We start from the raw sequence: 23288 nt of genomic DNA on the forward strand, positions 1-23288 counted from the left end.
GCTCAGCTCCAGGTGTCGTATCCGGCGCCGCGCCATTCGACCAGGTCGGGGCGGGTGAGGTCCATCTCGTCGAGGTCGGCGAGGCCCGCGCGGCGCAGGAACTCCAGGATATCGGTGAGGTTGGTCGCCCGGCCGGCGTCCTGGCCACGGATCGTGACCCGCCGCCCCTGGGGGCCGGGCGGGTGCACGATCACGGGAGCGTCCATGCCCCCAGCCTGCCCCCACGGGACGAAGGCAACAATCCCGCGGGGGCCGACCGGGCACTCGGACCGATGGCCGGGCGCCCGGCCCCGTGTTCGGGCCGGGCGCGTGGCCGGGGGTCCGGCTACTTCTTGAAGGCGTAGTCCAGGAGCTTCTTGACGTCGGCCGTCCTGGTGGTCTCCGAGGTGGAGGCGAGGACCGTGCCGATGACCGTCTTCTTGCCGCGGGTGGCGGCGAACACCAGGCAGTACTTGGCCTGCGGACCGGAACCGGTCTTGACGCCGATCATGCCGGAGTAGCTGCTGAGCAGCTTGTTGGTGTTGGTCCACGTCTTGTAGTAGTACTGGCCATTCTTCAAGATGATCTTCTGCTTGGTCGACTTGGTCTTCACGACCTTGCGGAAGGTGGCGTTCTTCATGGCGTCGCTGGCGAGCTTGGTCAGGTCGCGCGGCGTCGAGTAGTTTTTCCCGCCCCCTATACCGTCGAACGAGTCGAAGTGCGTGTTCTTCAGACCCAGCGACTTGGCGGTCGAGTTCATCTTGCCGATGAACGACTTCACCCGCGCCGCCCGGGTGGTCCCGGTGCCGAACTTGTCGGCCAGCGCGTAGGCCGCGTCGCAGCCGGAGGGCAGCATCAGCCCGTAGAGCAACTGGCCGACGGTGACCTTGTCGCCGACGATCAGACCGGCCGACGACGCGTTGTTCTTGACGATGTAGTCGCTGTACGCCTTCTGGTACGTGACCTTGGTGTTGAGGTTGAGGTTCTTCTGGGCGAGGACCACCCGGGCCGTCATGATCTTGGTGGTGGAGCCCGTGGAACGACGGGTGTCCGCGGCCTTGGTGTAGAGCGACGCCTTGGTGCCGTTGTTCATCACGAAGCCGCCCTTGGCGACGATCGTGGGCACCTTGAGCGTGGCCGCCTGCGCCGGGACGACGAACGCCCCGGCCGTCAGAACGGCCCCCGTCGTGACGAGGACCGCGGACACGCGACGTATGCCGCTTATGCTGTTCATCAAGTCGATTGCTCCAAATGCCCCTACGGCGCGGCCGTATGAGAATGCCGCCTCTCCATGAGATGCGCGAGCACGGCAAATGGATGCACCGATCCCCACAGTTTTTTCCGTCGTTCCCCGTTCTTTCCGAGCGCGCCTCTGCGGTGCCGGCTATCCCACACCCAGGGCGTTGAGGGCGGTGCGCTGGTGGGATTCCAGGGACTCGACACGGGTGGCCTGGGCCTCGGTGAGGACGTCGCACACCCAGTCCCAGTGCAGTGCCACCCGGTCGCCGGGCGCGAGGCCGTCGATCAGCGCGCGGCCGCCGGTCGACCAGCGCACCCGCTCCGTACGGGCCGGCCCGGTCACCATCGCCCCGCCGTCCCAGGCCAGCGGCCGGGACTCCACGGTCGCCGACTCCCCGTCCACCCCGAGCACCACCCCGGTACGGATCCGGCACTGGTCGAGCACCGAAAGCGCGCTCGGATTACCGCTGGTCCGCAGCATCCGCGCCCACGGGTACACATCGAACACCTGGAAGCTGTGGTGGGCGAGCGCCCGGTGGCCCGCCTCCCGCCAGGTGCCGCCGAGTTGACCGCGGAACCGGTCCCGCATGCGCTCGACCAGCGCCGCGGAGTCCACGCGGTCCAGCAGGTCGTTGCCGATCCAGTACGCCTCGACCACCCGCGCGTCGAGCGGATCGGCGACCCCGGCGGTCTCGGCGAGGAACTCCAGATAGCACCACGCCCCCTCGAACTCCCGGGCCCGGCGCTCGATCCCGGCCACCGCGTCGGCCCTGAGCAGGGCCGACGCGTCCGGGGGTCCGCAGTAGCCGAGTTCGTTCGGCGGGTAGGCGTAGCGCGCGAAGAGCAGTGCGCCCTGTGCGCTCATTCAGCAGATCCTCGGCAGTTGTTCACCGATCGGCAGGCCGACGACCCGGGTCCCGCCCAGCGCGGTCCTGGCGACGACCATCCCGCGGTGGTCCGCCACGCAGGTGCCGATCCGGCACGCCGACCGCCCCAACGGGTGCGCCCGCAGGGCTGCCAGCACCTCGTCGGCGGATTCGGCGGGTACGAAGGCGAGCAGCTTGCCCTCGTTCGCCACCTGGAGCGGATCGAGTCCGAGCAGCCCGCAGGCGTCCCGTACCGGCTGCGGCACGGGCAGTTCGCGCTCCACCAGCTCGACGCCGACGTCCGAGGCGCGGGCGATCTCGTTCAGCGACGCGGAGACACCGCCGCGGGTCGGGTCCCGCAGGACATGCAGATCCGCGCCCGTGGCGAGCATCGCGGCGACCAGTCCGTGCAGGGCGGCGGTGTCGCTCTCCACGGTGGTGCCGAACTCCAGACCCTCGCGGCAGCTCATCACCGCCACGCCGTGCACCCCGATGTCCCCGCTGACCAGCACCGCGTCACCGGGCCTGGCCCGTCGGGGGTTGATGTCGACGCCGTCGGGGACCACGCCGATGCCGGAGGTGTTGATGTAGACGCCGTCACCGCCGGCGCTGTCCACGACCTTGGTGTCCCCCGTGACCAGTTGTACGCCGGCCGCCCGCGCGGCCACGCCCATCGCCTGGGCGATGCGGCCGAGTTCGCTCAGCGCGGTGCCCTCCTGGAGGATGAACGCGGTCGACAGGAACAGCGGGGTCGCCCCCGACATCGCCAGGTCGTTGACCGTCCCGTTCACCGCCAGGTCGCCGATCGACCCGCCGGGGAAGAACATCGGCTTCACCACGAACGAGTCGGTGGAGAAGGCCAGCCGGGTGCCGCCGCCGACCGTCAGGACCGCCGAGTCGCCGAGTTCCGCCGCCGCTGCCGTACCGAAGCCGGGCAGGAACAGATGCTCGATCAGCTCACCGGACATCGCCCCGCCGCCGCCGTGGCCCATCACCACGTACGGGGAGTCCCGCAGCGGTACGGGACAGACCCAGCTCTCGAAGTCGAGGTCCGACGCCACTGGCCCGGCCGGCGTCGACGGGGCCGTGTACTCCATCGCGTCGGTCACTTGGCATCGACCAGTTCCAGGCGGCGGTATGTGAAGTACGCGGCGCACGCGCCCTCGGAGGAGACCATCGTGGCGCCGAGCGGGTTGCGCGGGGTGCACTCCTGACCGAAGGCCGCGCACTCGTGCGGCTTGATCAGGCCCTGGAGCACGTCTCCCGACTTGCACAGCGCCGACTCCTCGGTACGGATGCCGGACACGTCGAACCGGTGCTCGGCGTCGAACTCCCGGTAGTCGTCGGAGAGTTTCCAGCCGCTGTCGGGGATCATCCCGATGCCGCGCCAGGTGCGGTCGGTCACCTCGAAGACGTCCCGCAGCATCCGCATGGCGGGCACGTTCCCCTCGTCGCGTACGGCCCGGGGGTAGGCGTTGCCCAACTCATGCCGACCCTCCTCCAGTTGGACGACCGTCTGGCGGATGCCCTCCAGGATGTCCAGCGGTTCGAAGCCGGTGACCACGATCGGCACCCGGTACTTCTCCGCCAGGGGCGGGTACTCCGAGGTGCCCATCACGCTGCACACGTGCCCGGCGGCGAGGAACGCCTGCACCCGGCAGGTGGGCGACTCCATGATGGCCGCGATCGCGGGCGGCACCAGGACGTGCGAGACCAGCAGCGAGAAGTTGCGCACGCCGAGCCGTTTGGCCTGGTAGACGGTCATCGCGTTGGCGGGCGCGGTGGTCTCGAAGCCGATCCCGAAGAACACCACCTCACGGTCCGGGTTCTCCCGGGCCAGCTTCAGCGCGTCCAGCGGCGAGTACACGACTCGGACGTCGCCGCCCGCGCTCTTGACCGAGAACAGGTCCTGGCTGCTGCCCGGCACCCGCAGCATGTCGCCGAAGGAGCAGAAGATGACCCCCGGACGGGCCGCGATGGCCAGCGCCCGGTCGATGATCTCCAGCGGGGTCACACAGACCGGACAGCCCGGCCCGTGGATCATCTCGACGCTCTCGGGCAGCAGTTGGTCGATGCCGTGCCGGATGATCGAGTGCGTCTGCCCCCCGCAGACCTCCATCATGGTCCAGCGCCGGGTGGTGACGGCGTGGATCCGGTCGATCAGCCGCTTCGCCAACTCCGGGTCGCTGAACTCGTCCAGGTACTTCACTTCGCTGCTCCTTCGGACAACTCTTTGTGTCGCGCGGCGAGTTCGAACCCGTCCCCGAACTCCTCGGCCAGGATTCCGAGCCGTTCGAAATTGGCCAGGGTCTCCTGGGCCGACCGCTCGTCGAGGCGCTGAATGGCGAATCCGACGTGCACGACGACGTATTCGCCGATCGCCGCGTCGGGGATGTACTGCAGACACACCTCTTTGCGTACGCCGCCGAAGTCGCACTCGGCCATCAAGGTGCCGTCGACTTCGGCGGTACTGAGGACAAGCCCCGGAACGGCCAGACACATGTCGCTCTTCCTTCTCTGTGACGTCTCTGTGAGTCCTCGATCGGTGGACCCGCGCCGGCTACGACGGCCGGTCCGGCGCACGCCTGGGCCCGGCGCCTCGGCGCGACGTGACGGCCGGCCGGCCGGGGCGGACGGTCAGCCCGCCGCGGCGATCAGCAGCTGACCGAGCGCGATACCGCCGTCGTTCGGGGGCAGCAGCCGGGGCCGCAGGACGGTGAAGCCCCGCTCGGTCAGCGCGCGTTGGGCCTGGTCGAGCAGCACGGCGTTCTGGAACACACCCCCGCCGAGCGCCACCACGCCGAGGCCCGTCTCTATCCGGCAGATCTCGGCGAGGTCGGCGATGAGCGCCGCGACCGCCGTGTGGAAGCGCGCGGCGATCAACTCCGCCCGGACGCCCGCCCGGACGTCGGCGACCACCGCGCGGACCACCGGCCCCGGATCGGCGACCGCGGGCTCCCCGACCTGCCCGAGCCCGATCCGGAACGCGTAGCCCTCGGCCGGACCGGGCCCGGCCGACCGGGCCAGCCCCTCCAGCTCCATGGCGGCCTCGGCCTCGTACTCCACCTCGTGCCGCACCCCGGCCAGCGAGGCGACCGCGTCGAAGAGCCGGCCCATGCTGGACGTCGGCACGCAGCCGAAGCCGGTGCCGAACTGATGGGCCAGCACGTCCCGTTCCCGGGCCGGGCAGGCGCGGACCGCGGGGATCCGCTCGTCCCAGCCGACGCCCGCCGTACGCAGATGGGCGAGCGCCATCCGGTACGGCCGCAGCACACTCGCGTCACCGCCCGCCAGCGGCACGTACCCGAGGTGCGCGGCCCGGCGGAAGGACTTGTAGTCGGCGACCAGCACCTCGCCGCCCCACACCGCGCCGTCGGTCCCGTAGCCGGTGCCGTCGAAGGCGACACCGATCACGCTCTCCCCGGCGCCGATCCCGTGTTCGCCCATCACGGCGGCGATGTGCGCGTGGTGGTGCTGCACGGTACGCACCGGCCGGCCGTCGGCGTGCGCGCGGGCCCAGCCCGCGGAGCCGTAGTCGGGGTGCCGGTCGGCGACCAGCTGCCCGGGGTCGACCCCGGTGAGGTGTTCCAGGTGCCGTTCGGTCCGGGTCAGCGCGTCCACCGTCGACAGGTCGTCCATGTCGCCGATGTGCTGGCTGATCCAGGCGTAACGCCCCTCCCCCAGCGCGCAGGTGTTCTTCAGGTCGGCGCCGACCGCGAGGGTCGGGGGCACCTCGAAGGGCAGCGCGAGCGGCAGCGGCGCGTAGCCGCGGGACCTGCGCACCGGCAGTTCGGCGCCCGCCACGAACCGGCTGACCGAGTCGTCGCACGGTACGTGGATCGTCCGGTCGTGCCGCAGCCAGGCGTCGGCCAGCGGGTCAAGCTCGGCCAGCGCGCGGTCGTCGTCGGTGACGATCGGCTCGCCGGAGAGGTTGGCGGAGGTCATCACCAGCGCGTCGGGCCCGGGCGCGTCGTCGCCGAGCCCGAAGAGCAGTACGTGCAGCGGGGTGTACGGCAGCAGCAGCCCCAGGTCAGGGCTGCCGGGCGCGACGGCCGCGGACACCCCCTCCCCCGGGCCCGCCGCCCGGCGCGCAAGGAGCACGATCGGCCGCCGGATACCGGTGAGCAGCGCCTCCTCGTCCTCGGTCGTCGTCACGAACTCCGCGGCGACGTCGAGGGACGCGACCATCACCGCGAACGGCTTGCCGCCGCGCCGCTTGCGGCGGCGCAGCTCGGCCACCGCCGCGTCATTGCGGGCGTCGCACGCCAGGTGGTAGCCGCCGAGGCCCTTGACCGCGACGATCCGGCCCTCGGCGAGCAACCGCCGTGCCGACCGCAGCGCCTCCTCGCCGTCGACCGGCGACCGCCCGTCCTTGCCGACGAGTTCGAGCCGGGGCCCGCAGTCGTGGCAGGCGATCGGCTGGGCGTGGAAGCGGCGGTCGCGCGGGTCCTCGTACTCCGCGCGGCAGGCGTCGCACATGGGGAAGGCCGCCATCGTGGTGGCGGCCCGGTCGTACGGCGTGCCGGTGACGATCGTGAACCGGGGGCCGCAGTGGGTGCAGGTGATGAAGGGGTGGCGGTACCGCCGGTTCGCCGGGTCGCTCATCTCGGCCAGACAGTCCGCGCAGGTGGCGATGTCGGGCGAGACCAGCGTACGGGCCCGGCCCTGCCCGCTGGAGTCCTCGATGGTGAACTCCGTGCCGCCCCGGGTGGGTTGCTCGTACGCGTGCACGGACTCCACGACGGCGAGCGGCGGCGCGTCGGCGCGCAGCCGCCGGCCGAACTCCTCGACCGCCTCGGCGCCGCCCTCGACCTCGACGACCACGCCCTCGGTGGTGTTGGAGACCGTACCGGCGAGCGCCAGCTCCGAGGCGGTGACGTAGGCGAAGGGCCGGAACCCCACGCCCTGCACGACACCGCGCACCTCGTACCGGCGCCTGATCCGCTGGGTACGGGCGCGGCCCATCATCTCCAGCCCGGACAGCGCCTCGTCCGCCTTGGCCCGGTCGATGACCTCCACCGCGAAGCCCATGTGCAGCAGCACCCAGTCGCCATCGGCCGGGGGCTGCTCCAGCATCCCGATGTTGACCCGCCGCCGCGCCCCCTGCACGTCGACCAGCGCGAGCTGGCCGGCGTATCCGGGCACGATCTCGACGACTTGACCGGGGATGCCAAGGCACATGTTCACGGGCTCCTGGTCTCGGCGGGTTCGGCCGGCACGAGCCGCCGGACCAGTGTGCGTACTGCCTCGACCGCTTCGGGGACCGCGGCGGAGACGGCCTCGCTCAGGCCGATCCCCTCCTCGACCCCGGCGGGCGTGCAGCCCACAAGGTAGGTGAGCGGAAGAATACCGCCCAATTGACCCATATTTGCCAGCACTGACACGGGATTCATCCCATGTGCGTCGAATTCACCCGTACCGAGGTCTTTCGCACCGATTTCCAGCACGGTCAGCCGCCCCGGCGGGCCGTCCCCGGGGTAGGCGTCGACCAGGATCAGCGCGTCGTACCCGTCGAGCAGGTCGTAGGCGAGATGCATGCCGCGGATGCCGTAGTCGGTCACCCGGATCTGCGGCGGCAGGCCGCCGGACCCGGCCAGCCGCCGGACGACCTCGGGGCCGAAGCCGTCGTCGCCGAGGAAGAGGTTGCCGACGCCCGCCACGAGGACGGCGCCGGCCGCGCGTGCGCCGTCGTGGTCCGCGCGTGCGCCACCGGCCGCGGTCATGCCGTCGGCCGCGGCCGTGTCTGTGTCCGAGGTCGCGCTCACATCGAGCGCATACGCAGGTAGCGGCGGATGTCGGGGATCGACATCACGCCGACGACCACGGCGGTGGCGGCGGCCGCGGCGGCCGCCGCGGTGGTGATGATGCCCAGGGTCTTCATGATCGGCTCTCCTCTCGGGATTCCGGGGGACTGTCGACGGTCAGCGGTTCCAACTCGTCGGGGGCGAAGTAGAAGTAGCGGCCGTACCAGTCGTGCATGTCGGCCGCCGGGTCGTCGACGAGCAGCAGGGCGACGTGCGTCCCGCCGTCCACGTCGTTCAGGACGGCGGCCACGCGGGCGATCTGGCCGGCGAAGAAGAGGTCCTGCGCGTCGGCGCGGCGCGAGGGCCGTACGCGGACGAGGCTGCCCTTGGCGACGCTCACCCCGTCGATCAGGACCGCGTCGGACTCGGGGCTGACCTGGGCGTCGGATGCGGGGTCCCACCAGGGGGCGCCGCCGGTGTCGAAGAGGGTCGGATCGGCGTCGGGAAGGCCGGGGCCGCCCGGGCCGGGGCCGGGTGCGGCACCGAAGCCGGGCCCGAGGTCGGGTCGGCCCAGGCCGGGGCCGGATGCGGCGCCCGGACCGGCACCGGGCCCAGAGCCCAGGTCGGCTTCGGCGTCAGGGCCGGGTGCGGCGCCCAGGCCGGCGCCCAGGCCGATGCCGGCTCCGCCCGGACCAGGTGCGGCGCCGGTGCCGGGTCCAGCGCCGCGTGCGGGTCCGGGCCCGCCCAGGCCGGGGCCGGGTGCGGCGCCAAGGTCCGGGCCCGAGTCGGGGTCCGGGCCCGAGTCGGGGCTCGGGCCGGGAAGGCCGTCGCCGGGCCCCGCGCCCGTGGGCGGCGGCACCGCGTACGGATCGCGCAGCAGCCCGTGCAGCCGCCGCAGATCCTCCGCCGACATTCCGTCGCAGCGTTCGATGATCTCCCGCGCCTTGGGGTCGGTGGCCCGCGCCTCCGCCTTCTCCTCCTCCGTCATCGTCATCACCCGCAGCGTCAGGATCTCGTCGATCTCGGTGGAGTCGAAGAGCGCGCCGGGGCTCTGCTCGGCCACCTCCGGGTGGTCGTAGAGGATGATCGGCGCGCCGAGCACCGTGTCGGCCGACCCGGTCGGCCCGGCCAGTACCGGCCAGCAGCGCCGCTGCCGGCAGCGGGCGGCCGCGGCCTCCGCCTCGGCGGGCGGTTCGAGCAGCGAGACGAAGCGCGCGCCCCGCGCCTGGAGGATCAGGTGCGTACCGATGAGCGACGCGCGGATCGCCGCGTCCTTGTCGGCGGCCGGCGCGGGATGCTCGTTGTCCACCGACACCGTGAGCCGTACGAAGCCGTCGTCGGCCACCGCCTCGGTCCGGATCCGGGCCACCAGCGGCTCCCTGCGCCGTACGACGCGGCCGACCGGCGTACCGTGCGCGTCCGTCAGCGGCTCGACGTCCTCGCCGCCGGGGACCCGGTGCAGGGCGTCGTACGGCTCGGTGAGCGCGAGCGCGGGCAGCGCGATCTCCCGCTCCACGGCCTCGTCCCAGCTCAGCACCGCCATCCCGTCCACGGTGAGCGTGCCGACCGGGGTGTGGCCGCCGTCCTCGTCGAGCCGCTGCACCTCGCGGACCTGCACCTGGAGGAAGCGCAGCCGGACGTCGACCGACGCGGGCGCGTCGCCCGGGTCCGTCAGCAGCACCTGCGTGGCCATCCCCGGCTCCTCGCCGAAGCTCTCCGGCGCCGCGAGCGGCGGACCGAGGACGCCGAACTGCCAGCGCGACCGGTTCTTGCCCGAACTCGCCCGGTACGGATAGAGCAGATACCCCTCGTACAGCACCGCGTCGGCGACCGTACGGACCTGGTCGAGGCCCCGCGTATCAACGGACCCGCCGGGCTCGGCCTTCTCGATCTGTTCGACCGGGTCCACCGGCCTGACGGAACTCACGGGACCACCTCTCCGACATCGGCCAACAACGTGCTCACCGTCTCGTCCCAGCCGATCAGCCCGCGCCGCGCGCGGAAGTCGGCGATCCGGTCCAGGACATCCCTGTCCAGCCTGATCCAGCCGGAGTTGGGGTAGTGGAAGCCGATCATCCGGCGCCAGACCTCGACCGGCATCGCGTGCCGGGCCTCGCAGTCCCACGGCACCTGGCGCACTCCGAAGCCCGCGGCGCCCTTGGTGAACACCGTGCCGGAGAACAGCAGCGCGAGCGGCACCGATCCGTCGCCGAGAGCGTGCAGATAGCGCGAGCCGATCACGTCGAAGTCGTAGGTACAGGGCAGCGCGAGGTCGACCTCGGTGGAGCCGGTGAACCCCTGCACGGTGGTGTGGCACTGCATCCACTGGAAGGACTTCAGTGTGTCCGGCCACCGCTCCCGCCCGCCGAACAGCCCGCGCAGACCGTTCTCCTCGGCGTCGTCGTAGTGCCGCCGCTGCGGTTCGATCCGGACCTGGCAGCGCAGCACGATCGCGTGCACCCGCTCGCCCGTCTGCTCCTCGATCCGCAGCCGCGCGGTCAGTTGGGGCACGACGGTGTACGGCTCGGCGAACACGTCGAGCACCGAGAAGCCGAGGCCGCTCATGACGTACCGACCACGGCGGCGTCCCGGCTGCGCTCCGCCACGTGCGCGAAGAACGCGTCCATCGCGTCGTGCGCCTGTCGGCCGCCGTCGAAGCCGCGCCACAACGTCCGCAGCCGGCCCACCAGTTCGTAGCAGGCGTCGATGGGCACCAGATGGCACGAGCCGTCCGCGCCCTTCGAGCGCCGTACGAGCAGCGCCTCCACATCGGGGAGCAGCACGGCCAGTCCGGGGTTGGCCGTCACGATGGTGTCCCAGGCGTCCAGCGGCAGTTCGGACTCGGTGGCGCCCGCGGGGCCGGGGTAGAAGGCGACCGTACGGCCCTGGAGTGAGTTGCGGAACAGGAAGGCGAGCCCGACCGGGATCTGCAACTCGTCCCAGGTCCGCTCGTCCAACGCGAGCCCGGAGAAGCGTAGATAGCGCTCGGGCACCGCCCGGTAGCGCAGATGCGCCCGCTGGTCGCTGAAGAGCAGATAGCAGGGCCGGCACGCGCACATCAGGGCGCGGCTGTCGAGGTTCACCACATGCGCGTGGCCCTCGCCGACCGGCTCCGCGCACATCTCGCAGCGCTCGCCCGCGGCCGGCCGGGGACGCGCGCGGGCGATCCGCAGCAGGGCGGCGGCCGGGGCCGACGGGCGGCCGTGGAGGATCATGTCGCCACCGCGGCGGGCACCGGGACGGCGACCGAGACCGTACCGCCGCTCGCGAGCACGGGCAGCGGGTCCAGGTGGGCGCCCTCCTCGTCCACGCAGGCGCCGGCCCGCCGGACGTCGTAGTGCGCGCGGCAGGCCGGGCAGCTCAGCAGCGCGTCCCCGGTGGCGCCGCCCAGCCGCCTGGCCAGGACGGCGCCCGCCATCGGCTGGTCGCACCGGGCGCAGCGGTCCCGGAAGGCGAAGAGGTCCGCGCCGATCCGGCAGGCCAGCACCGGTACGCCGGCGGCGGTGAAGCGGGTGACGGCGCCGGACTCCAGCCCGGCCAGCTCCCCGGCGGGCTGCCAGGTGCCGCCGGCGGAGTCGGCGTCGGCCGCCTGGTCGTGCAGCCGGGCGAACAGCGCGTCGACCGGGACCACCGGCCCGGCGGCCGCCTCGTCGGAGGCGGTCTCGACCTCGATCGAGGTGATCTCGGGCGCGGCCGCCTCGACCGCGCCCTGCACGGCGAGCGTGAGCGTGGCCGAGGAGGACGGGCAGCCGTCGCAACTGCCCAGCAGCCGCAGCCGGACCACCCCGTCGTCACCGACGCCCAGCAGTTCGACATCGCCGCCGTGGGAGCCGAGATACGGCCGTACGCTCTCCAGCGCCTTCTCGACCCGGGTCTCCACGCTGTACGGGTGCAGTCCGTGCACCAGCAGCAGGCTGGCCACCAGGTCGTCGGCGGCGAGGGCGGCCAGGACGTCCTCGCCCAAGTGGCCGCGCTCGTACAGCAGGTCGAGCAGCCGTTCGAGGCCGGCGCCGTAGAAGTCCGTGACCAGCCGGACCAGTTCCTCGCTGCGCTCGCGGGCGACGGCGCCGCCGGAGGCGCCGGCGGCGATCAGGGTGTCGATACGCTCGCCAGTGGCACGCCAGTCGGCCTCGGTGGACGTGACGTGCCCGACGGCCTCGGTGGACGCCGGACCGTGGTCGGCCGGCGATTCGGGCCCACGGTCGGCGGGGGCTTCGGGACGCTCGGCCACGTCACGCACCCGCGGACTGGGTCGGGGAGTGCAGCAGTTCCAGCTTCTTGCCCTCGCCCAGGTACATGTGCACACCGCACGGCAGGCAGGGGTCGAAGCTGCGGACCGTCCGCATGATGTCGATGCCCTTGAAGTGCTCCCGGTCGTTCTCCTCGAAGATCGGCTGGCCCTGCACCGCGTCCTCGTACGGCCCCGGGGTGCCGTAGCTGTCGCGGGGGCTCGCGTTCCACGGGGTCGGCGGGTACGGGTGGTAGTTGGCGATCTTGCCGTCGCGGATCACCATGTGGTGGGACAGGACCCCGCGCACCGCCTCGGTGAAGCCGCAGCCGACGCCCTCCTCCGGGACCTCGAACTTCTCCCAGGTCTTGGTCCGCCCGGCCCGGATCTCCACCAGCGCCTTCTCGGCGAAGTGCAGCGCGCACGCGGCCACATACGCCTGGAAGTAGGTGCGGGCCCGGTTGCGCTCGATGGTGTTGCTCCACTGGGGGATCTTCCACTCCAGCTCGACCGGGCCCTTGAGCGCGGTCTTGGGGAGGTTGATCCGCACACTGCTGCCGGTGGCCTTGACGTAGCCGATGTCGACCAGACCGGCCAGCGCCGTGGTCCACAGCCGCGCCAGCGGTCCGCCGCCGGTGTCCAGGGCGAGGTAGTCCTTGCCGTCGAACCACCGCGGCGACATCACCCAGCTGTACTTGTCGTCCAGGTCCCGCTTCTGCGGCCGCGGGTTGGTGTGCTGGTTCCACGGGTGCCGCCGGTCGACCGGGTTGCCCAGCGGGTCGTGCGTCACGAACATCTCCTGGTCCTCCCAGTCGCCGTAGTACGACGAACCGAGCAGGATGCGGATGCCCAGGTTGATCTTCACCAGGTCGGTGGTGACGAGCTTCCCGTCCACGACGACGCCCGGGGTGACGTACATCTTCCGACCCCAGTCGGTCATGTCCTTGTACTCGAAGTTGCAGTGCTCCGGGTCCTGGAAGGCACCCCAGCAGCCGAGCAGGATACGGCGGTTGCCGACCATCTCGTAGCCGGGCAGCGCCTCGTAGAAGAAGTCGAAGAGGTCGTCGTGCATCGGCACGACCTTCTTCATGAACTCGACGTAGCGCTGGAGGCGGGTGATGTAGTCCGTCATCAGCTGGACGGTCGCCACCGTGCCCACGCCGCCCGGGTAGAGCGTGGAGGGGTGCACATGCCGGCCCTCCATCAGACAGAACATCTCCCGGGTCATCCGGCTCACCTGGAGCGCCTCGCGGTAGAACTCGCCGGTGAACGGATTCAGCGAGCGCATGATGTCGCCGATGGTCTTGTACCCATGGGCGTCCGCGTGCGGCGAAGCGGTCCGATTGGCCTTCTCCAGCACCCCGGGGTTGGTCTCGGCGACCATTTTCTCGCAGTAGTCGACCCCGACCAGATTCTCCTGGAAGATATTGTGGTCGAACATGTACTCGGCGGCCTCGCCGAGATTGACGATCCATTCGGCGATGTGCGGCGGCTTGACCCCGTACGCCATGTTCTGCGCGTAACAGGAACACGTCGCGTGGTTGTCACCGCAGATTCCGCAGATCCGGCTGGTGATGAAGTGCGCGTCGCGCGGGTCCTTGCCCTTCATGAAGACCGAATAGCCGCGGAAGATGGAACTCGTGCTGTGGCATTCCGCGACCACACGCTGCTTGAAGTCGATCTTCGTGTAGATGCCCAGGCTTCCGACGATACGGGTGATGGGGTCCCACGCCATCTCCACCAGTTCGTCCGTGCCCCGGCTCCCGGTGCCACCCCTGTTCTGGGTCGCCGTCATTGCGCCGCCTCATCTCTCTGTCCGTTGCGGTGGGTCGGTCACCAGGTGCGGGTGGCACCGGTCGTGAGGGTCCTGCCCCGCTCACGCCATTTCGGTTCTTGGTCGAGGGTGTGCGTGGTCATCTTCCGCAGCCGGCGCATCGTCGTTCCGTACAGCCCGACCGAGTTCGTGGAGAGCTTTCCGCCGGGGGGCTCGTCCATGAACGGCATGAACTTGTCCGGGAATCCCGGCATCGTGCAGCCGATGCAGATACCGCCGACATTCGGGCAGCCGCCGATACCGTTCATCCAGCCGCGCTTGGGGACATTGCACTTGACGGTCGGTCCCCAGCAGCCGAGCTTGACGATGCACTTGGGCGAGCCGTATTCCGTCGCGAAGTCGCCCTGCTCGTAGTAGCCCGCGCGGTCGCAGCCCTCGTGCACGGTCTGGCCGAAGAGCCAGGTCGGCCGCAGCGACTCGTCGAGCGGGATCATGGGCGCCTGGTCGGTGGCCATGTAGAGCAGATAGGTGAGCGTCTCCGAGAGGTTGTCCGGCTGGATCGGACAGCCGGGCACGCACACGATCGGGATGCCCGCCTTGGACTTCCAGTCCCAGCCCAGGTAGTCGGGCACCCCCATCGCCCCGGTCGGGTTGCCCGCCATGGCGTGGATGCCGCCGTATGTGGCGCAGGTGCCGGCCGCGACGATCGCGGTGGCCTTCGGCGCCAGCCGGGAGAGCCATTCGCTGGTGGTCCTCGGCTGTCCGGTGGCCGGGTCGTTGCCGAAGCCGGACCAGTAGCCCTCGTCGTGCAGCTGCTCGTTGGGAATCGACCCCTCGACCACCAGGACGAACGGGTCGAGTTCTCCGCGGTCCGCCTTGAAGAACCACTCAAGGAAGTCGTCGGCGCCGCCCGCGGGCCCGCACTCGAAATCGATGAGCGGCCAGTGGACGGCGACCTGCGGAAGGCCCGGCAGCGCGCCGAGCGCGATTTCCTCGATGCTGGGCTGGGTGGCGGCGGTGAGCGCCACCGAATCGCCGTCACAGCTGAGACCGGCATTGATCCACAGCACATGGATCAGGGTTTCCTCGGCTTTGACTGCTTCCTTTGTCGGCATAGCGTTGCCGCCTTCCGGGGTTGACGGGCGATTTCCCCGTATCACCGGGAACCGCCTTCGACCCACACGTGTGGTGTCGCTCACATTGCTACCATCTGGGCCCAGCCGGAACACCCTGTCAACACGAGATCCACCGGTCGATCACCGTGTTCCACCACGAGCGGCGGATTTCCTCCGCACCCGGAATAAGCCGGTCGGGTGATTCCCCCGGGCCCGGCGACCGGTCGGAAGGCGCGGGAACCGCAGCGATCTCCTACGGTCAGGGGTGTCGTGGGCACAAACGCGGGGACGAGGCACGCATGCATGAATTGTCGCTCACCCAGAGCGTTGTCGACGCGGTCTGCGAACGTGCCGCCGGACGGCGGGTGCACGCGGTCCGGCTGCGCGTGGGTCTGCTCACCGCGGTGGTGGCGGATTCGATGCGATTCTGCTTCGACCTGATCACCGAGGGGACGGTGGCCGAGGGCGCGCGGCTCGATATCGAGCAGCCGCCGGGAAGCGGGCACTGCCGGACGTGCGACAGCGATTTCCCGCTGACCGATCCCGTATTGCTGTGCCCGTGCGGCGGCGCCGATGTGGAGATCACCTCGGGGCGGGAGCTTCAGATCATTTCGATGAGAGTGGGCTGAGATATGTGCGGGACGTGCGGGTGCGGTGGCGAGGGTGACGGGGGCGTGCGGATTGCCGTACCGGTGGGGGACTCGGGGGGCGCGGGAGGTGCGGGGCACGAGGGGGGCGGCGGGCACTCGCACGGGGGCGGGCACTCGCATGGGGGCGGGCACGATCACGGGCACTCGCATGGGCATGAGCACGACCACGTGCACCCGCAGGTGGGGGTGCTGACGCGGGAGGCGGGTGGCGTCCTCGCGGAGGCGGGTGGCGTGCGTGTGGAGGCGGGCGGGGTCCTCTCGGAGGCCGGCGCCGTACGTACCGAGGTCGGCGGCGAGACGATCACCCTTGAGCAGAAGGTGCTCGCCAAGAACGAGACCCTCGCCGCCCGTAACCGCCAGTGGCTGGCCACGCAGGACATCGTCGCCGTCAATCTGATGAGTTCACCGGGCGCGGGCAAGACCACCCTGCTGGAACGCACCATCGCCGACCTCATGGGCCGGCGGGCCGTCTCGGTCGTCGAGGGCGACCAGGAGACGATGCTCGACGCCGACCGGATCAGGCGCACCGGCTGCCCGGTGGTCCAGGTGAACACCGGCGCCGGCTGCCATCTCGACGCCGAGATGATGCGCGACGCGCTCCGGGTGCTGACGCCCGCGATCGGTTCGCTGGTCCTGGTCGAGAACGTCGGCAATCTGGTGTGCCCGGCCCTCTTCGACCTCGGCGAGCGCAGCCGGGTCGTGATCATCTCGGTCACCGAGGGCACGGACAAGCCACTGAAGTACCCGTACATGTTCGGCGCGGCCGACCTCGTCGTCATCAACAAGGTCGACCTGCTGCCGTACGTGGACTTCGACGTCGACCGGTGCGAGCGGTACGCGCGTTCCGTGAACCCGGACGTACAGGTGCTCGCGGTGTCGGCGACCACGGGCGAGGGCCTTGACGCCTGGTACGACTGGCTGACCCCGGAGCGGTGATCCCCGCCCGCCCGACGGCCTCGGAAGCGGGCCCCAACCGGGCCTGGTGCGGGCCGAGTTGCGCGCGGGGGGCTTCGGCCGGTATCCACAGCGGTAACGCTGCGGGAAGGTGACGCCATGGCCGGACTGATGAGTGCCTGGAAACGGTCCGCCACCGGGCGGCTGTGGAAGCAGGCCGTCCACATCGAACTGATGCACCGTTCGATGGGGTTCGCCGCGCTGGGCTTCGTCACGCTCATGCCGCTGCTGGTCGTGGTCGCCGCCGCGACCCCGTGGGAGCACCGGCCCGGCTTCGCGCAGTGGGTGGTCGACGGCATGGGCCTGAACCCGCCCGGCGCCCACAGCGTACGCAACCTGTTCGCGGCGCCACGCAACGTACTGAGCGCCACCAGCGCGTGGAGCCTGGCGTCGCTCGCGTACTTCGGCCTCTCCTTCGTGGCGAGCGTCGAGACGGGCTACCGCAAGATCTGGGACCTTCCGTCCGGGCCCTGGCACCGCGACTGGCGCCGTACGGTGTGGCTGCTGGTGCTGACCGCGTATCTGTTCTGCGAGTCGCAGAGCGTCGCCGTCATGGGCAGCGGTCCGCTGCGCGGCGTGGTCCGGATCGGCCTCACCTTCGTCCTCGGCGTCCTGTTCTTCGCGTGGGGCCAGCGCTTTCTGCTCGGCGGCGGGGTGGCGGTGCGTACGGCGCTGCCGGGCGCGGTGTTCACCATGCTGGGCCTGGCGGGCCTGCGGATCTTCTCCCATCTGTTCTTCGCGCCGATGATCGTCAGCAACGCGGACACCTACGGCCCGGTCGGCACCGTACTGACCGTGGTGACCTGGCTGGTCGGCGTCGGCTTCGTGGTCTTCGGCGGGGCGCTGCTCGGCCGCCACGTCCGCGACGGCCGCATGCTCCGACGCGGCGCCGAGATCCCGCGCCCGCGCGCCCAGGAGGGCTGGTACGAAACCCCGGAGGAGCCCGCCCCCGGCGTCCTCTGGCGCTCCGACGGCTCAGGCGGCGCGATCGACTGACCGCCCGGTTTCAGATCGGCGCCGCCGCCAGGGTTCCGCGGCAGTCGGGCTCATCATCGAGGCAAGGAGCAGCACTGTCGTGACCGACGAGGTGTGGACGACGATCGACCGGCTCGTTCAGTGGCTGGACGAGAAGGACAACGCGACACCCGAGACCGCGCGGCTGCTGCGGCTGCTCAAGGTCCAGGAGGAGGTGGGCGAGGTGGCGCAGGCCGCGATGGGGGCGACTGCCGCGAACCCCCGCAAGGGCAGTTCCCACACCTGGGAGGACGTCCAGCACGAGCTGTGCGACGTCATCCTCAGCAGCATGGTGGCTCTGGCCACTCTCACCTCGGACGCCGGGAAGGTGTTCCAGGAGCGGGTGGAGATCGTCGCCGAGCGATCACTGACGCCGAGGAACTGAGAGAGGTCGCTGCCGGACCTCGGGGCAGCCTCGGCATGGCGACGCCCCCGGCCGGGGTACGACACGGGGGCGCGGGGTCGGGTGTCGGTCAGCCGAGCTGCCACTCGCCGGTCTCGTCGGCAAAACCGGAGTCCATCGAGAACTGCACCTTGGCGATCTTCGACGCCTTGGGAACCTGGAATGCGATGTAGCCGAGGGCTTTGTCGCCGGAAGTGAGTTTGACTCCCGAAATCATGGACGGGCCGGCCGAGACGTCGTTGAGGTCGGAGCTGAAACGCTGGCCTTCGGTGTCGGCGATCTGGACACCGTTGGACGGGCTGTCGTCGTATACGCCCGTGCCGGTGTTGACGATCCGGACCTGGGCGGCGACGAACCGCTTCCCGCTTTCGGGGGTGGTGTATTCGTCGGCTCCCTTGGCAGGGTCGACCCATTTGACAAGAGTGACGGCGATTTGGGAGCCCTTGTCCATGCCGTGGAGGGTGATGGTGTCGCCGATCTTGGCGGGGGCCGCCTTGGTGGGGGCCGCCTCGGTGGGGCTCGGCTTCACGGCCGACGTCGTCGGGGCGCTTGCCGTGGCCGCAGGCGTGGTGGCGTCCTTGTCCGGAGTGCTCTTGATGCTGCCGCTGTCGTTGCAGGCGGCGAGGGCCGCGGCGAGCGTGAGTGTGGCGATCGTGGTGGCTACGACATGGCGCGTCAAGGCGTGCGTCCCCCTGGTGAAATGGCCTGTTTGGTCGGCTCATTGTGGTGGAGGCGTTCGGCCTCGTACGACCGTTCCACATGCTGTGTCGGTGCTGTGACGTTGCTGTGATGACTTCGTGGTGCCGTGCCCCAAATCCATCGTTCACCAGGAGAAGTTGCAGGCCCCGAAGCACCGAGCCCGGGCCCCGGGGCGCCGCGGACCCCACGCAGGGCATCGGCTGGTTCGCATTGCCGTGCGCGGCTGCTCCAGTGCTTGCGACTGACACAGGTTCTCCTGGGGGCCGGACGGGGGCGGGCGGGTTCGGGGATGCCGAGGGCTGGGACCGGTTGTGGAACTCGCTGGGGGGAATCGCCCGCGCCGCCGCCGGATCGCCGCGGCTGGGCCTTAGCCTGCCCCCGGCGGGTCGGCAGCCTCACGGGACCGACGGCCGCGCCGTCATCCTCACCGTTCAGGAGCAGCGCATGACCACAGAGCAGGAAGCCCGCGACGCGATCCACCACGCGTTCGGCGACACCGCCCACGCGGACGTGACCGCCTTCCCGTCCGGGACCCTGTCCATCACCCTGCGGAAGGGCGGGCACGCGGCGACGATCGACGGCCACCCGGAGAGCGGCTGGGGCTGGACCGTCGACCCCGCCGACGACGAGGGGTTCAGCGGCCACGAGAACACGGCCCCGACCCTCGACGAAGCGCTCGGCGCGGTGCGCGCCGCGCTCATCTGACCCACGAGCGCCGGCCGACGGAGCTTTGTCCGATCGGCAAGGGATCTCCGCACGCCTCGAAACGCCGAGGACCCCAGGGCGACTTGACGTCTGACCTGGGGTCCTTCCGTAGGCCGTGTGGGACTCGAACCCACAACCAATGGATTAAAAGTCCACTGCTCTGCCAATTGAGCTAACGGCCCGCACACCGCAGCATAGCCGGGTCGTGGCGGAGGAGGGGTGCGGCATATCCGGGGCGGGCCCGTCGGGGCGTTCGGCCGCCGCGAGAGGGTGCCCGGGACGGGCTGTCGGCCGCCCCCGGGCGCACGCGTGGCGGACAGCGGTACGGCGGCCGGTCGAGGCCACGCCCCGCCCCCGGCGGTACAGGGGCCGTCCGGCCTCGCGTGTCCGGCCCACGGCGGCGCGGCGGCCCGGCAGAGCCGCGCGCACGGGCGGCGTCCCGCAAAACGCCGGGGCCCGGCGCGCGCGATCACTCGCGTGCGCCGGGCCCCCGGGGTTGTCCGAGCAGGACCAGGCGTCAGCCGTTCCGCTTCCACCGCGGCTTGCGGTCGTACGAGGACGGACCCGCGGCCGGGCCGGAGGACGAGCCCGGGCGGCTGTCACGGCTGCTGTCACGGCTGTACGACGGACGGCTGTCACGGTCGCCGTACGAGGGGCGGCGGTCGTCACGGCCGCCGTAGGACGGACGGCTGCTGTCGCGGCGGTCACGGTTGAACGGACGGTCGCGCTCGTCACGGCCAGCGCCGTACGACGGACGCCGGTCGTCACGCCCGTAGGAGGGCCTGCTGTCGCGGTCGCCGTAGGACGGACGGCTGTCACGGTCGCCGTACGAAGAGGACGAGGACGAAGAGGAGGACGACGGGCGCCGGTCGTCCCGAGCGCCGTACGACGGACGGCTGTCACGGCCGTCGCGGGAGTCACGGTTGCCACCGCCACCGCCACTGCCACTGCCGCTGCCGCTGCCGCCCCCGTACGACGGCCGGCGGTCGTCCCGCGCACCGTACGACGGACGGCTGTCACGCCGGTCGTCACGCCCGCCGTAGGACGGACGGCTGTCACGCCGGTCACGGTCCCCGTACGAGGACGGCCGGCTCTCCCGGCCGCCACCCCCGTACGACGGCCGGTCGTCACGGGACGGCCGGTCGTCACGCCGCCGGTCGAAGTTGCCGCGGTCGTCGCGCCGCGGGCCCGAGGACCGCTCCTCGCGCTGCGCGGGCACCACCACGGCGGCCGCGGCCTCGGCGGCAGCCGCCTCAGCGGCGATCTCCGCGGCCTTCGCGGCCACCGCCTGCTCCGGGTCCTCCCCGCGCTCGCGCGCCGAACGGGCGGTCAGCCGGTCGGCCTCCTCGCGCAGTTCGGTCGCCCGCCGCTGGAGGCGCTCCAGCTGCCGGGTGAGCTCGGCGACCTCGCGCTCGGCCTGCGCGGCGGCGTTCTGCACGGCGTCGGCCTGGACGTCGGTGAGCGAACGGGCCCCGGTGATCTTGGCCACGTCCTCGTCGAAGACACCCGCGCCGCCGATGATGTGGCGCGAGGCGTCCACGCCCGCGTCCTCCATCAGTCGGAAGATCTGCTTGCGCTGGTGCGGCAGGGCCAGCGAGACGACCGTGCCGGACTCGCCCGCGCGGGCGGTACGGCCGGAACGGTGCAGGTAGTCCTTGTGGTCGGCGGCCGGGTCGACGTTCAGCACCAGACCGATGCCGTCGACGTGGATGCCGCGGGCGGCGACGTCGGTGGCGACCAGGACGTTGACATGGCCCGCCTTGAAGTCCTCCAGGGTGCGGGTACGCGCGCCCTGGGTCATCCCACCGTGCAGCGCGTCGGCCCGTACCCCGGACTCGATCAGCTGCTCGGCGACGCGGTCGGCGCCCATCTGGGTGCGGACGAAGATGATCGTACGGCCCTTGCGCGCGGCGATCGCGGCCGTGACCGGCGCCTTGTCCTTGGGCTTCACGACCAGGACGTGGTGGCTCATCGTGGTGACCGCGCCCTGGGCCGCGTCCACCTCGTGGGTGACCGGGTTGACCAGGTAACGGCGGACGAGCGAGTCGATCTCGTTCTCCAGCGTCGCGGAGAACAGCAGCCGCTGGCCGCCCTTGGGGATGAGGTCGAGGATCTCGGTGACCTCGGGCAGGAAGCCCATGTCGGCCATCTGGTCGGCCTCGTCGAGGACGGCGATCTGTACGGAGTCCAGGTTGGCCGCGCCCCGGTTGATCAGGTCGCGCAGCCGGCCGGGGGTGGCGACGAGGATGTCGACGCCGCGCTCCAGCGCGTAGATCTGGTTCTGCATGGAGGTGCCGCCGCAGACGACCTTCATCTTCAGGCCGAGCACGTCACCGTACGGCTGGAGGGCGTCGGCGACCTGCATCGCCAGCTCGCGGGTCGGGGTGAGGATGACACCGCGCGGGCGGCGCTTCTCGGTGTGGCCGCCGGACAGCAGGGTCAGCAGCGGGAGGCCGAAGGCGAGCGTCTTGCCGGAGCCGGTACGGCCGCGGCCCAGGATGTCCTGGCCGGCCAGGGCGTCCGGGATGGTCGCGGCCTGGATCGGGAAGGGGCTGGTGACGCCGTTCTGGGTGAGCTTGCGGACGATGGCCTCGGAGAGGCCGAGGTCGCCGAAGTTCGGACCCGTGGGCTCGGCGGGGGCGGTGGGCTCGGCCGGGGCCTCCGCCGCGAAGTCGGCGTCGGTGTCCGTGCCGGTGCCGGTGCTGATGCCGGTGTCCACGGCGGCCACCACGGCGTCGCTCAGGGCATCCGTGCTGGTGGGGGCGGCGTCGGCGTTCTCGGGCATGGCGGAACGGTCGGCACTGTCAAGTGACATGCTGAAGCAAAACCTCTCGGAGACTTACGGCACGCGCCAGCTCCGCAGGTTGCTTACAACCGCCTAGATGCGGTCAGCCGTCAGGAGAATAGGAACGCGCCACGCGGCGCGTATCGGATCAGGCGCCAGACAAGTGGGATCAAACGATCTACCAGCATACGCACTTGGCCCCGCTTACGCCAATCCGCTCGGGGCAAGCCGTCTGACCTGGCCTTTTGTCGCTTCCTACGCCGTATCGCCCGCCCCCGTCCCCGCGCTCTGGGAGCCGTTCCCCGGGTCCGGGGTGGCGGGCTGGGTGGGCGGGTCGCCGGAGGGCGGCGGGCCGCTCGGGGGGTCGGAGGCGGGGCCCGTGGACGCGGGCTCGCCGGTCGGCGAGTTCTGGGCGGTGGGGCCGGGCGTGGTGGCGCCGCCGTCCGGGGGCGGCGACGCGTGATCGCCGCCGGCGCTGGCGGAGGCCGACGGGCTGCCGCCCTCGCCGTCCGGCTTGGCCGAGGCGCCGTCCGAACCCGAGGGCGAGGGCGAGAGGCCGTCGGCGACGGCCCGCCGGGAGGCCCAGGGCGCGCCGCGCCCGTCCGAGGTGCCGGAGCCGCCCTCGCCCGCCGTACTGCCCCCCGCGCGCGCCGGGGCGTGGCTCGGCGCCTTCGGCCCGGGCGAGCCGCCCGCGCTGACGCATGCCGCGACCCCCGCGGCCACGAGGGCGACGAGCACGGCGGAGCGCAGCCCGGCGGCCCGGACGCGAGTACGGCCGGGGGTACGGGCGCTGCGGGTACGGCGGCGGGCGCGCGGTACGGGTGGGGGCATGCGGATGACCTCGGGCTCGGTACGGGGGCGCGCGTACGGGTGGCGTACGGCGCCGGAGGGTGTCGCCGTGTCCAACGCGGGGGCCTCCCGCCAGGACACGCCCCGAACCGCCGCGCCGTCCCCGCGGGCCCCGGCCGGGCGCGGCCGGGTTCGCCCGGAACAGCCCCGGGCCACGTCCCGTCCGGCCACGGCGGCGCGGCAACCGCCCGGGAGCCGCACATGGTCGGCCGCGTCCCGCCCGGCGGCCGTACGCACCCGGCCCCGGGTCCGCCCCGGTGGCCGTACGCACCCGGCCGCGCGCA

At 71.5% G+C, this 23288-nt stretch carries 23 protein-coding genes and 1 tRNA gene; 5 read left to right on the top strand and 19 right to left on the bottom strand.

All coding sequences use genetic code 11. The annotated features are described in order from the left end of the window. Positions 1–2: 2 nt before the first annotated feature. From OHA30_RS14660 to OHA30_RS14725, 15 genes are all read right to left on the bottom strand, one after another. Positions 3–206: a hypothetical protein gene (locus OHA30_RS14660; protein ID WP_328914282.1), complete on the bottom strand. Its 204-nt coding sequence runs from the start codon at positions 204–206 to the stop codon at positions 3–5. A 119-nt stretch (positions 207–325) separates the two neighbouring features. Continuing rightward, entirely contained in the window at positions 326–1213 is an 888-nt protein-coding gene (locus tag OHA30_RS14665) for a D-alanyl-D-alanine carboxypeptidase family protein (protein WP_405785583.1), read from the bottom strand. 150 nt (positions 1214–1363) lie between these two features. Beyond that, complete coding sequence (locus tag OHA30_RS14670) at positions 1364–2083, bottom strand: DUF6390 family protein (protein ID WP_328914284.1); 720 nt, start codon at positions 2081–2083, stop codon at positions 1364–1366. Next, entirely contained in the window at positions 2084–3181 is a 1098-nt protein-coding gene (hypE, locus tag OHA30_RS14675) for a hydrogenase expression/formation protein HypE (RefSeq protein WP_405786102.1), read from the bottom strand. It lies immediately after the preceding gene. Between the two features lie 8 nt (positions 3182–3189). After that, entirely contained in the window at positions 3190–4293 is a 1104-nt protein-coding gene (hypD, locus tag OHA30_RS14680) for a hydrogenase formation protein HypD (protein ID WP_328914285.1), read from the bottom strand. Further along, positions 4290–4586, bottom strand: a complete 297-nt coding sequence (locus OHA30_RS14685) for a HypC/HybG/HupF family hydrogenase formation chaperone (RefSeq protein ID WP_328914286.1) — start codon at positions 4584–4586, stop codon at positions 4290–4292. The genes hypD and OHA30_RS14685 overlap by 4 nt, the downstream gene beginning before the upstream one ends. 135 nt (positions 4587–4721) lie before the next feature. After that, positions 4722–7265 (bottom strand): carbamoyltransferase HypF, encoded by a 2544-nt coding sequence (hypF, locus tag OHA30_RS14690; RefSeq protein ID WP_328917864.1) that lies wholly within the window; start codon positions 7263–7265, stop codon positions 4722–4724. A gap of 2 nt (positions 7266–7267) precedes the next feature. Beyond that, the gene (locus tag OHA30_RS14695; protein ID WP_328914287.1) at positions 7268–7849 is read right to left on the bottom strand and encodes a hydrogenase maturation protease; all 582 of its coding nucleotides are present in this window, start codon (positions 7847–7849) and stop codon (positions 7268–7270) included. Beyond that, positions 7846–7965, bottom strand: coding sequence for a DUF6893 family small protein (locus tag OHA30_RS33985; protein ID WP_405785582.1), 120 nt, complete (start codon positions 7963–7965; stop codon positions 7846–7848). Before OHA30_RS33985 ends, OHA30_RS14695 begins: the two co-directional genes overlap by 4 nt. Continuing rightward, the gene (locus OHA30_RS14700; RefSeq protein ID WP_328914288.1) at positions 7962–9755 is read right to left on the bottom strand and encodes a hypothetical protein; all 1794 of its coding nucleotides are present in this window, start codon (positions 9753–9755) and stop codon (positions 7962–7964) included. Before OHA30_RS14700 ends, OHA30_RS33985 begins: the two co-directional genes overlap by 4 nt. Next, positions 9752–10393, bottom strand: coding sequence for a DUF6084 family protein (locus OHA30_RS14705; RefSeq protein WP_328914289.1), 642 nt, complete (start codon positions 10391–10393; stop codon positions 9752–9754). Before OHA30_RS14705 ends, OHA30_RS14700 begins: the two co-directional genes overlap by 4 nt. Continuing rightward, positions 10390–11043, bottom strand: coding sequence for a DUF5947 family protein (locus OHA30_RS14710; protein WP_328914290.1), 654 nt, complete (start codon positions 11041–11043; stop codon positions 10390–10392). The genes OHA30_RS14705 and OHA30_RS14710 overlap by 4 nt, the downstream gene beginning before the upstream one ends. Beyond that, positions 11040–12059 (bottom strand): NifU family protein, encoded by a 1020-nt coding sequence (locus OHA30_RS14715; RefSeq protein ID WP_328914291.1) that lies wholly within the window; start codon positions 12057–12059, stop codon positions 11040–11042. The genes OHA30_RS14710 and OHA30_RS14715 overlap by 4 nt, the downstream gene beginning before the upstream one ends. Before the next feature lies 1 nt (position 12060). Next, the gene (locus OHA30_RS14720; RefSeq protein ID WP_328914292.1) at positions 12061–13851 is read right to left on the bottom strand and encodes a nickel-dependent hydrogenase large subunit; all 1791 of its coding nucleotides are present in this window, start codon (positions 13849–13851) and stop codon (positions 12061–12063) included. A gap of 38 nt (positions 13852–13889) precedes the next feature. Beyond that, the gene (locus tag OHA30_RS14725; protein ID WP_328914293.1) at positions 13890–14945 is read right to left on the bottom strand and encodes a hydrogenase expression protein HypE; all 1056 of its coding nucleotides are present in this window, start codon (positions 14943–14945) and stop codon (positions 13890–13892) included. Between the two features lie 299 nt (positions 14946–15244). Here OHA30_RS14725 and OHA30_RS14730 point away from each other — a divergent pair, with 299 nt between their 5' ends. From OHA30_RS14730 to OHA30_RS14745, 4 genes are all read left to right on the top strand, one after another. Next, positions 15245–15574 carry a hydrogenase maturation nickel metallochaperone HypA/HybF gene (locus OHA30_RS14730; RefSeq protein ID WP_328914294.1) on the top strand — a complete coding sequence of 110 codons (330 nt, stop codon included), beginning with the start codon at positions 15245–15247 and terminating at the stop codon, positions 15572–15574. 189 nt (positions 15575–15763) lie between these two features. Continuing rightward, a complete protein-coding gene (gene hypB, locus OHA30_RS14735) occupies positions 15764–16531 on the top strand; it encodes a hydrogenase nickel incorporation protein HypB (RefSeq protein ID WP_328914295.1) in 768 nt (255 codons plus the stop codon). 117 nt (positions 16532–16648) lie between these two features. Continuing rightward, positions 16649–17545 (top strand): YhjD/YihY/BrkB family envelope integrity protein, encoded by an 897-nt coding sequence (locus tag OHA30_RS14740; RefSeq protein WP_328914296.1) that lies wholly within the window; start codon positions 16649–16651, stop codon positions 17543–17545. 79 nt (positions 17546–17624) lie between these two features. After that, positions 17625–17948: a MazG-like family protein gene (locus OHA30_RS14745; protein ID WP_328914297.1), complete on the top strand. Its 324-nt coding sequence runs from the start codon at positions 17625–17627 to the stop codon at positions 17946–17948. 88 nt (positions 17949–18036) lie between these two features. On the opposite strand, the gene OHA30_RS14750 is transcribed toward OHA30_RS14745, so the two are convergent. After that, positions 18037–18645 (bottom strand): DUF4352 domain-containing protein, encoded by a 609-nt coding sequence (locus OHA30_RS14750; protein WP_328914298.1) that lies wholly within the window; start codon positions 18643–18645, stop codon positions 18037–18039. Positions 18646–19109: 464 nt separating this feature from the next. On the opposite strand from OHA30_RS14750, the gene OHA30_RS14755 reads away from it, so the two are divergent. Then, complete coding sequence (locus OHA30_RS14755) at positions 19110–19370, top strand: hypothetical protein (protein ID WP_328914299.1); 261 nt, start codon at positions 19110–19112, stop codon at positions 19368–19370. Between the two features lie 109 nt (positions 19371–19479). Here OHA30_RS14755 and OHA30_RS14760 read toward each other — a convergent pair. The 3 genes from OHA30_RS14760 to OHA30_RS14770 all read right to left on the bottom strand — a co-directional run bounded on the left by OHA30_RS14760 (position 19480) and on the right by OHA30_RS14770 (position 23061). Further along, a tRNA-Lys gene (locus OHA30_RS14760) sits at positions 19480–19552 on the bottom strand. A gap of 335 nt (positions 19553–19887) precedes the next feature. Further along, positions 19888–22185: a DEAD/DEAH box helicase gene (locus tag OHA30_RS14765; RefSeq protein ID WP_328914300.1), complete on the bottom strand. Its 2298-nt coding sequence runs from the start codon at positions 22183–22185 to the stop codon at positions 19888–19890. Positions 22186–22410: 225 nt separating this feature from the next. Beyond that, positions 22411–23061, bottom strand: a complete 651-nt coding sequence (locus OHA30_RS14770; RefSeq protein WP_328914301.1) for a hypothetical protein — start codon at positions 23059–23061, stop codon at positions 22411–22413. Positions 23062–23288: the final 227 nt, after the last annotated feature.

Origin of the sequence: Streptomyces sp. NBC_00223, from assembly GCF_036199905.1 — a bacterium.
GTDB lineage: Bacteria > Actinomycetota > Actinomycetes > Streptomycetales > Streptomycetaceae > Actinacidiphila.

Coding starts and splice junctions, on each gene's coding strand:
- OHA30_RS33985 (WP_405785582.1), bottom strand. CDS start 7,965: ATGAAGACCCTGGGCATCATCACCACCGCGGCGGCCGCCGCGGCCGCC.
- OHA30_RS14710 (WP_328914290.1), bottom strand. CDS start 11,043: ATGATCCTCCACGGCCGCCCGTCGGCCCCGGCCGCCGCCCTGCTGCGG.
- OHA30_RS14720 (WP_328914292.1), bottom strand. CDS start 13,851: ATGACGGCGACCCAGAACAGGGGTGGCACCGGGAGCCGGGGCACGGAC.
- OHA30_RS14670 (WP_328914284.1), bottom strand. CDS start 2,083: ATGAGCGCACAGGGCGCACTGCTCTTCGCGCGCTACGCCTACCCGCCG.
- OHA30_RS14660 (WP_328914282.1), bottom strand. CDS start 206: ATGGACGCTCCCGTGATCGTGCACCCGCCCGGCCCCCAGGGGCGGCGG.
- OHA30_RS14755 (WP_328914299.1), top strand. CDS start 19,110: ATGACCACAGAGCAGGAAGCCCGCGACGCGATCCACCACGCGTTCGGC.
- OHA30_RS14685 (WP_328914286.1), bottom strand. CDS start 4,586: ATGTGTCTGGCCGTTCCGGGGCTTGTCCTCAGTACCGCCGAAGTCGAC.
- OHA30_RS14705 (WP_328914289.1), bottom strand. CDS start 10,393: ATGAGCGGCCTCGGCTTCTCGGTGCTCGACGTGTTCGCCGAGCCGTAC.
- OHA30_RS14725 (WP_328914293.1), bottom strand. CDS start 14,945: ATGCCGACAAAGGAAGCAGTCAAAGCCGAGGAAACCCTGATCCATGTG.
- OHA30_RS14665 (WP_405785583.1), bottom strand. CDS start 1,213: ATGAACAGCATAAGCGGCATACGTCGCGTGTCCGCGGTCCTCGTCACG.
- OHA30_RS14765 (WP_328914300.1), bottom strand. CDS start 22,185: ATGTCACTTGACAGTGCCGACCGTTCCGCCATGCCCGAGAACGCCGAC.
- hypF (WP_328917864.1), bottom strand. CDS start 7,265: ATGTGCCTTGGCATCCCCGGTCAAGTCGTCGAGATCGTGCCCGGATAC.
- OHA30_RS14730 (WP_328914294.1), top strand. CDS start 15,245: ATGCATGAATTGTCGCTCACCCAGAGCGTTGTCGACGCGGTCTGCGAA.
- OHA30_RS14740 (WP_328914296.1), top strand. CDS start 16,649: ATGGCCGGACTGATGAGTGCCTGGAAACGGTCCGCCACCGGGCGGCTG.
- hypE (WP_405786102.1), bottom strand. CDS start 3,181: ATGGAGTACACGGCCCCGTCGACGCCGGCCGGGCCAGTGGCGTCGGAC.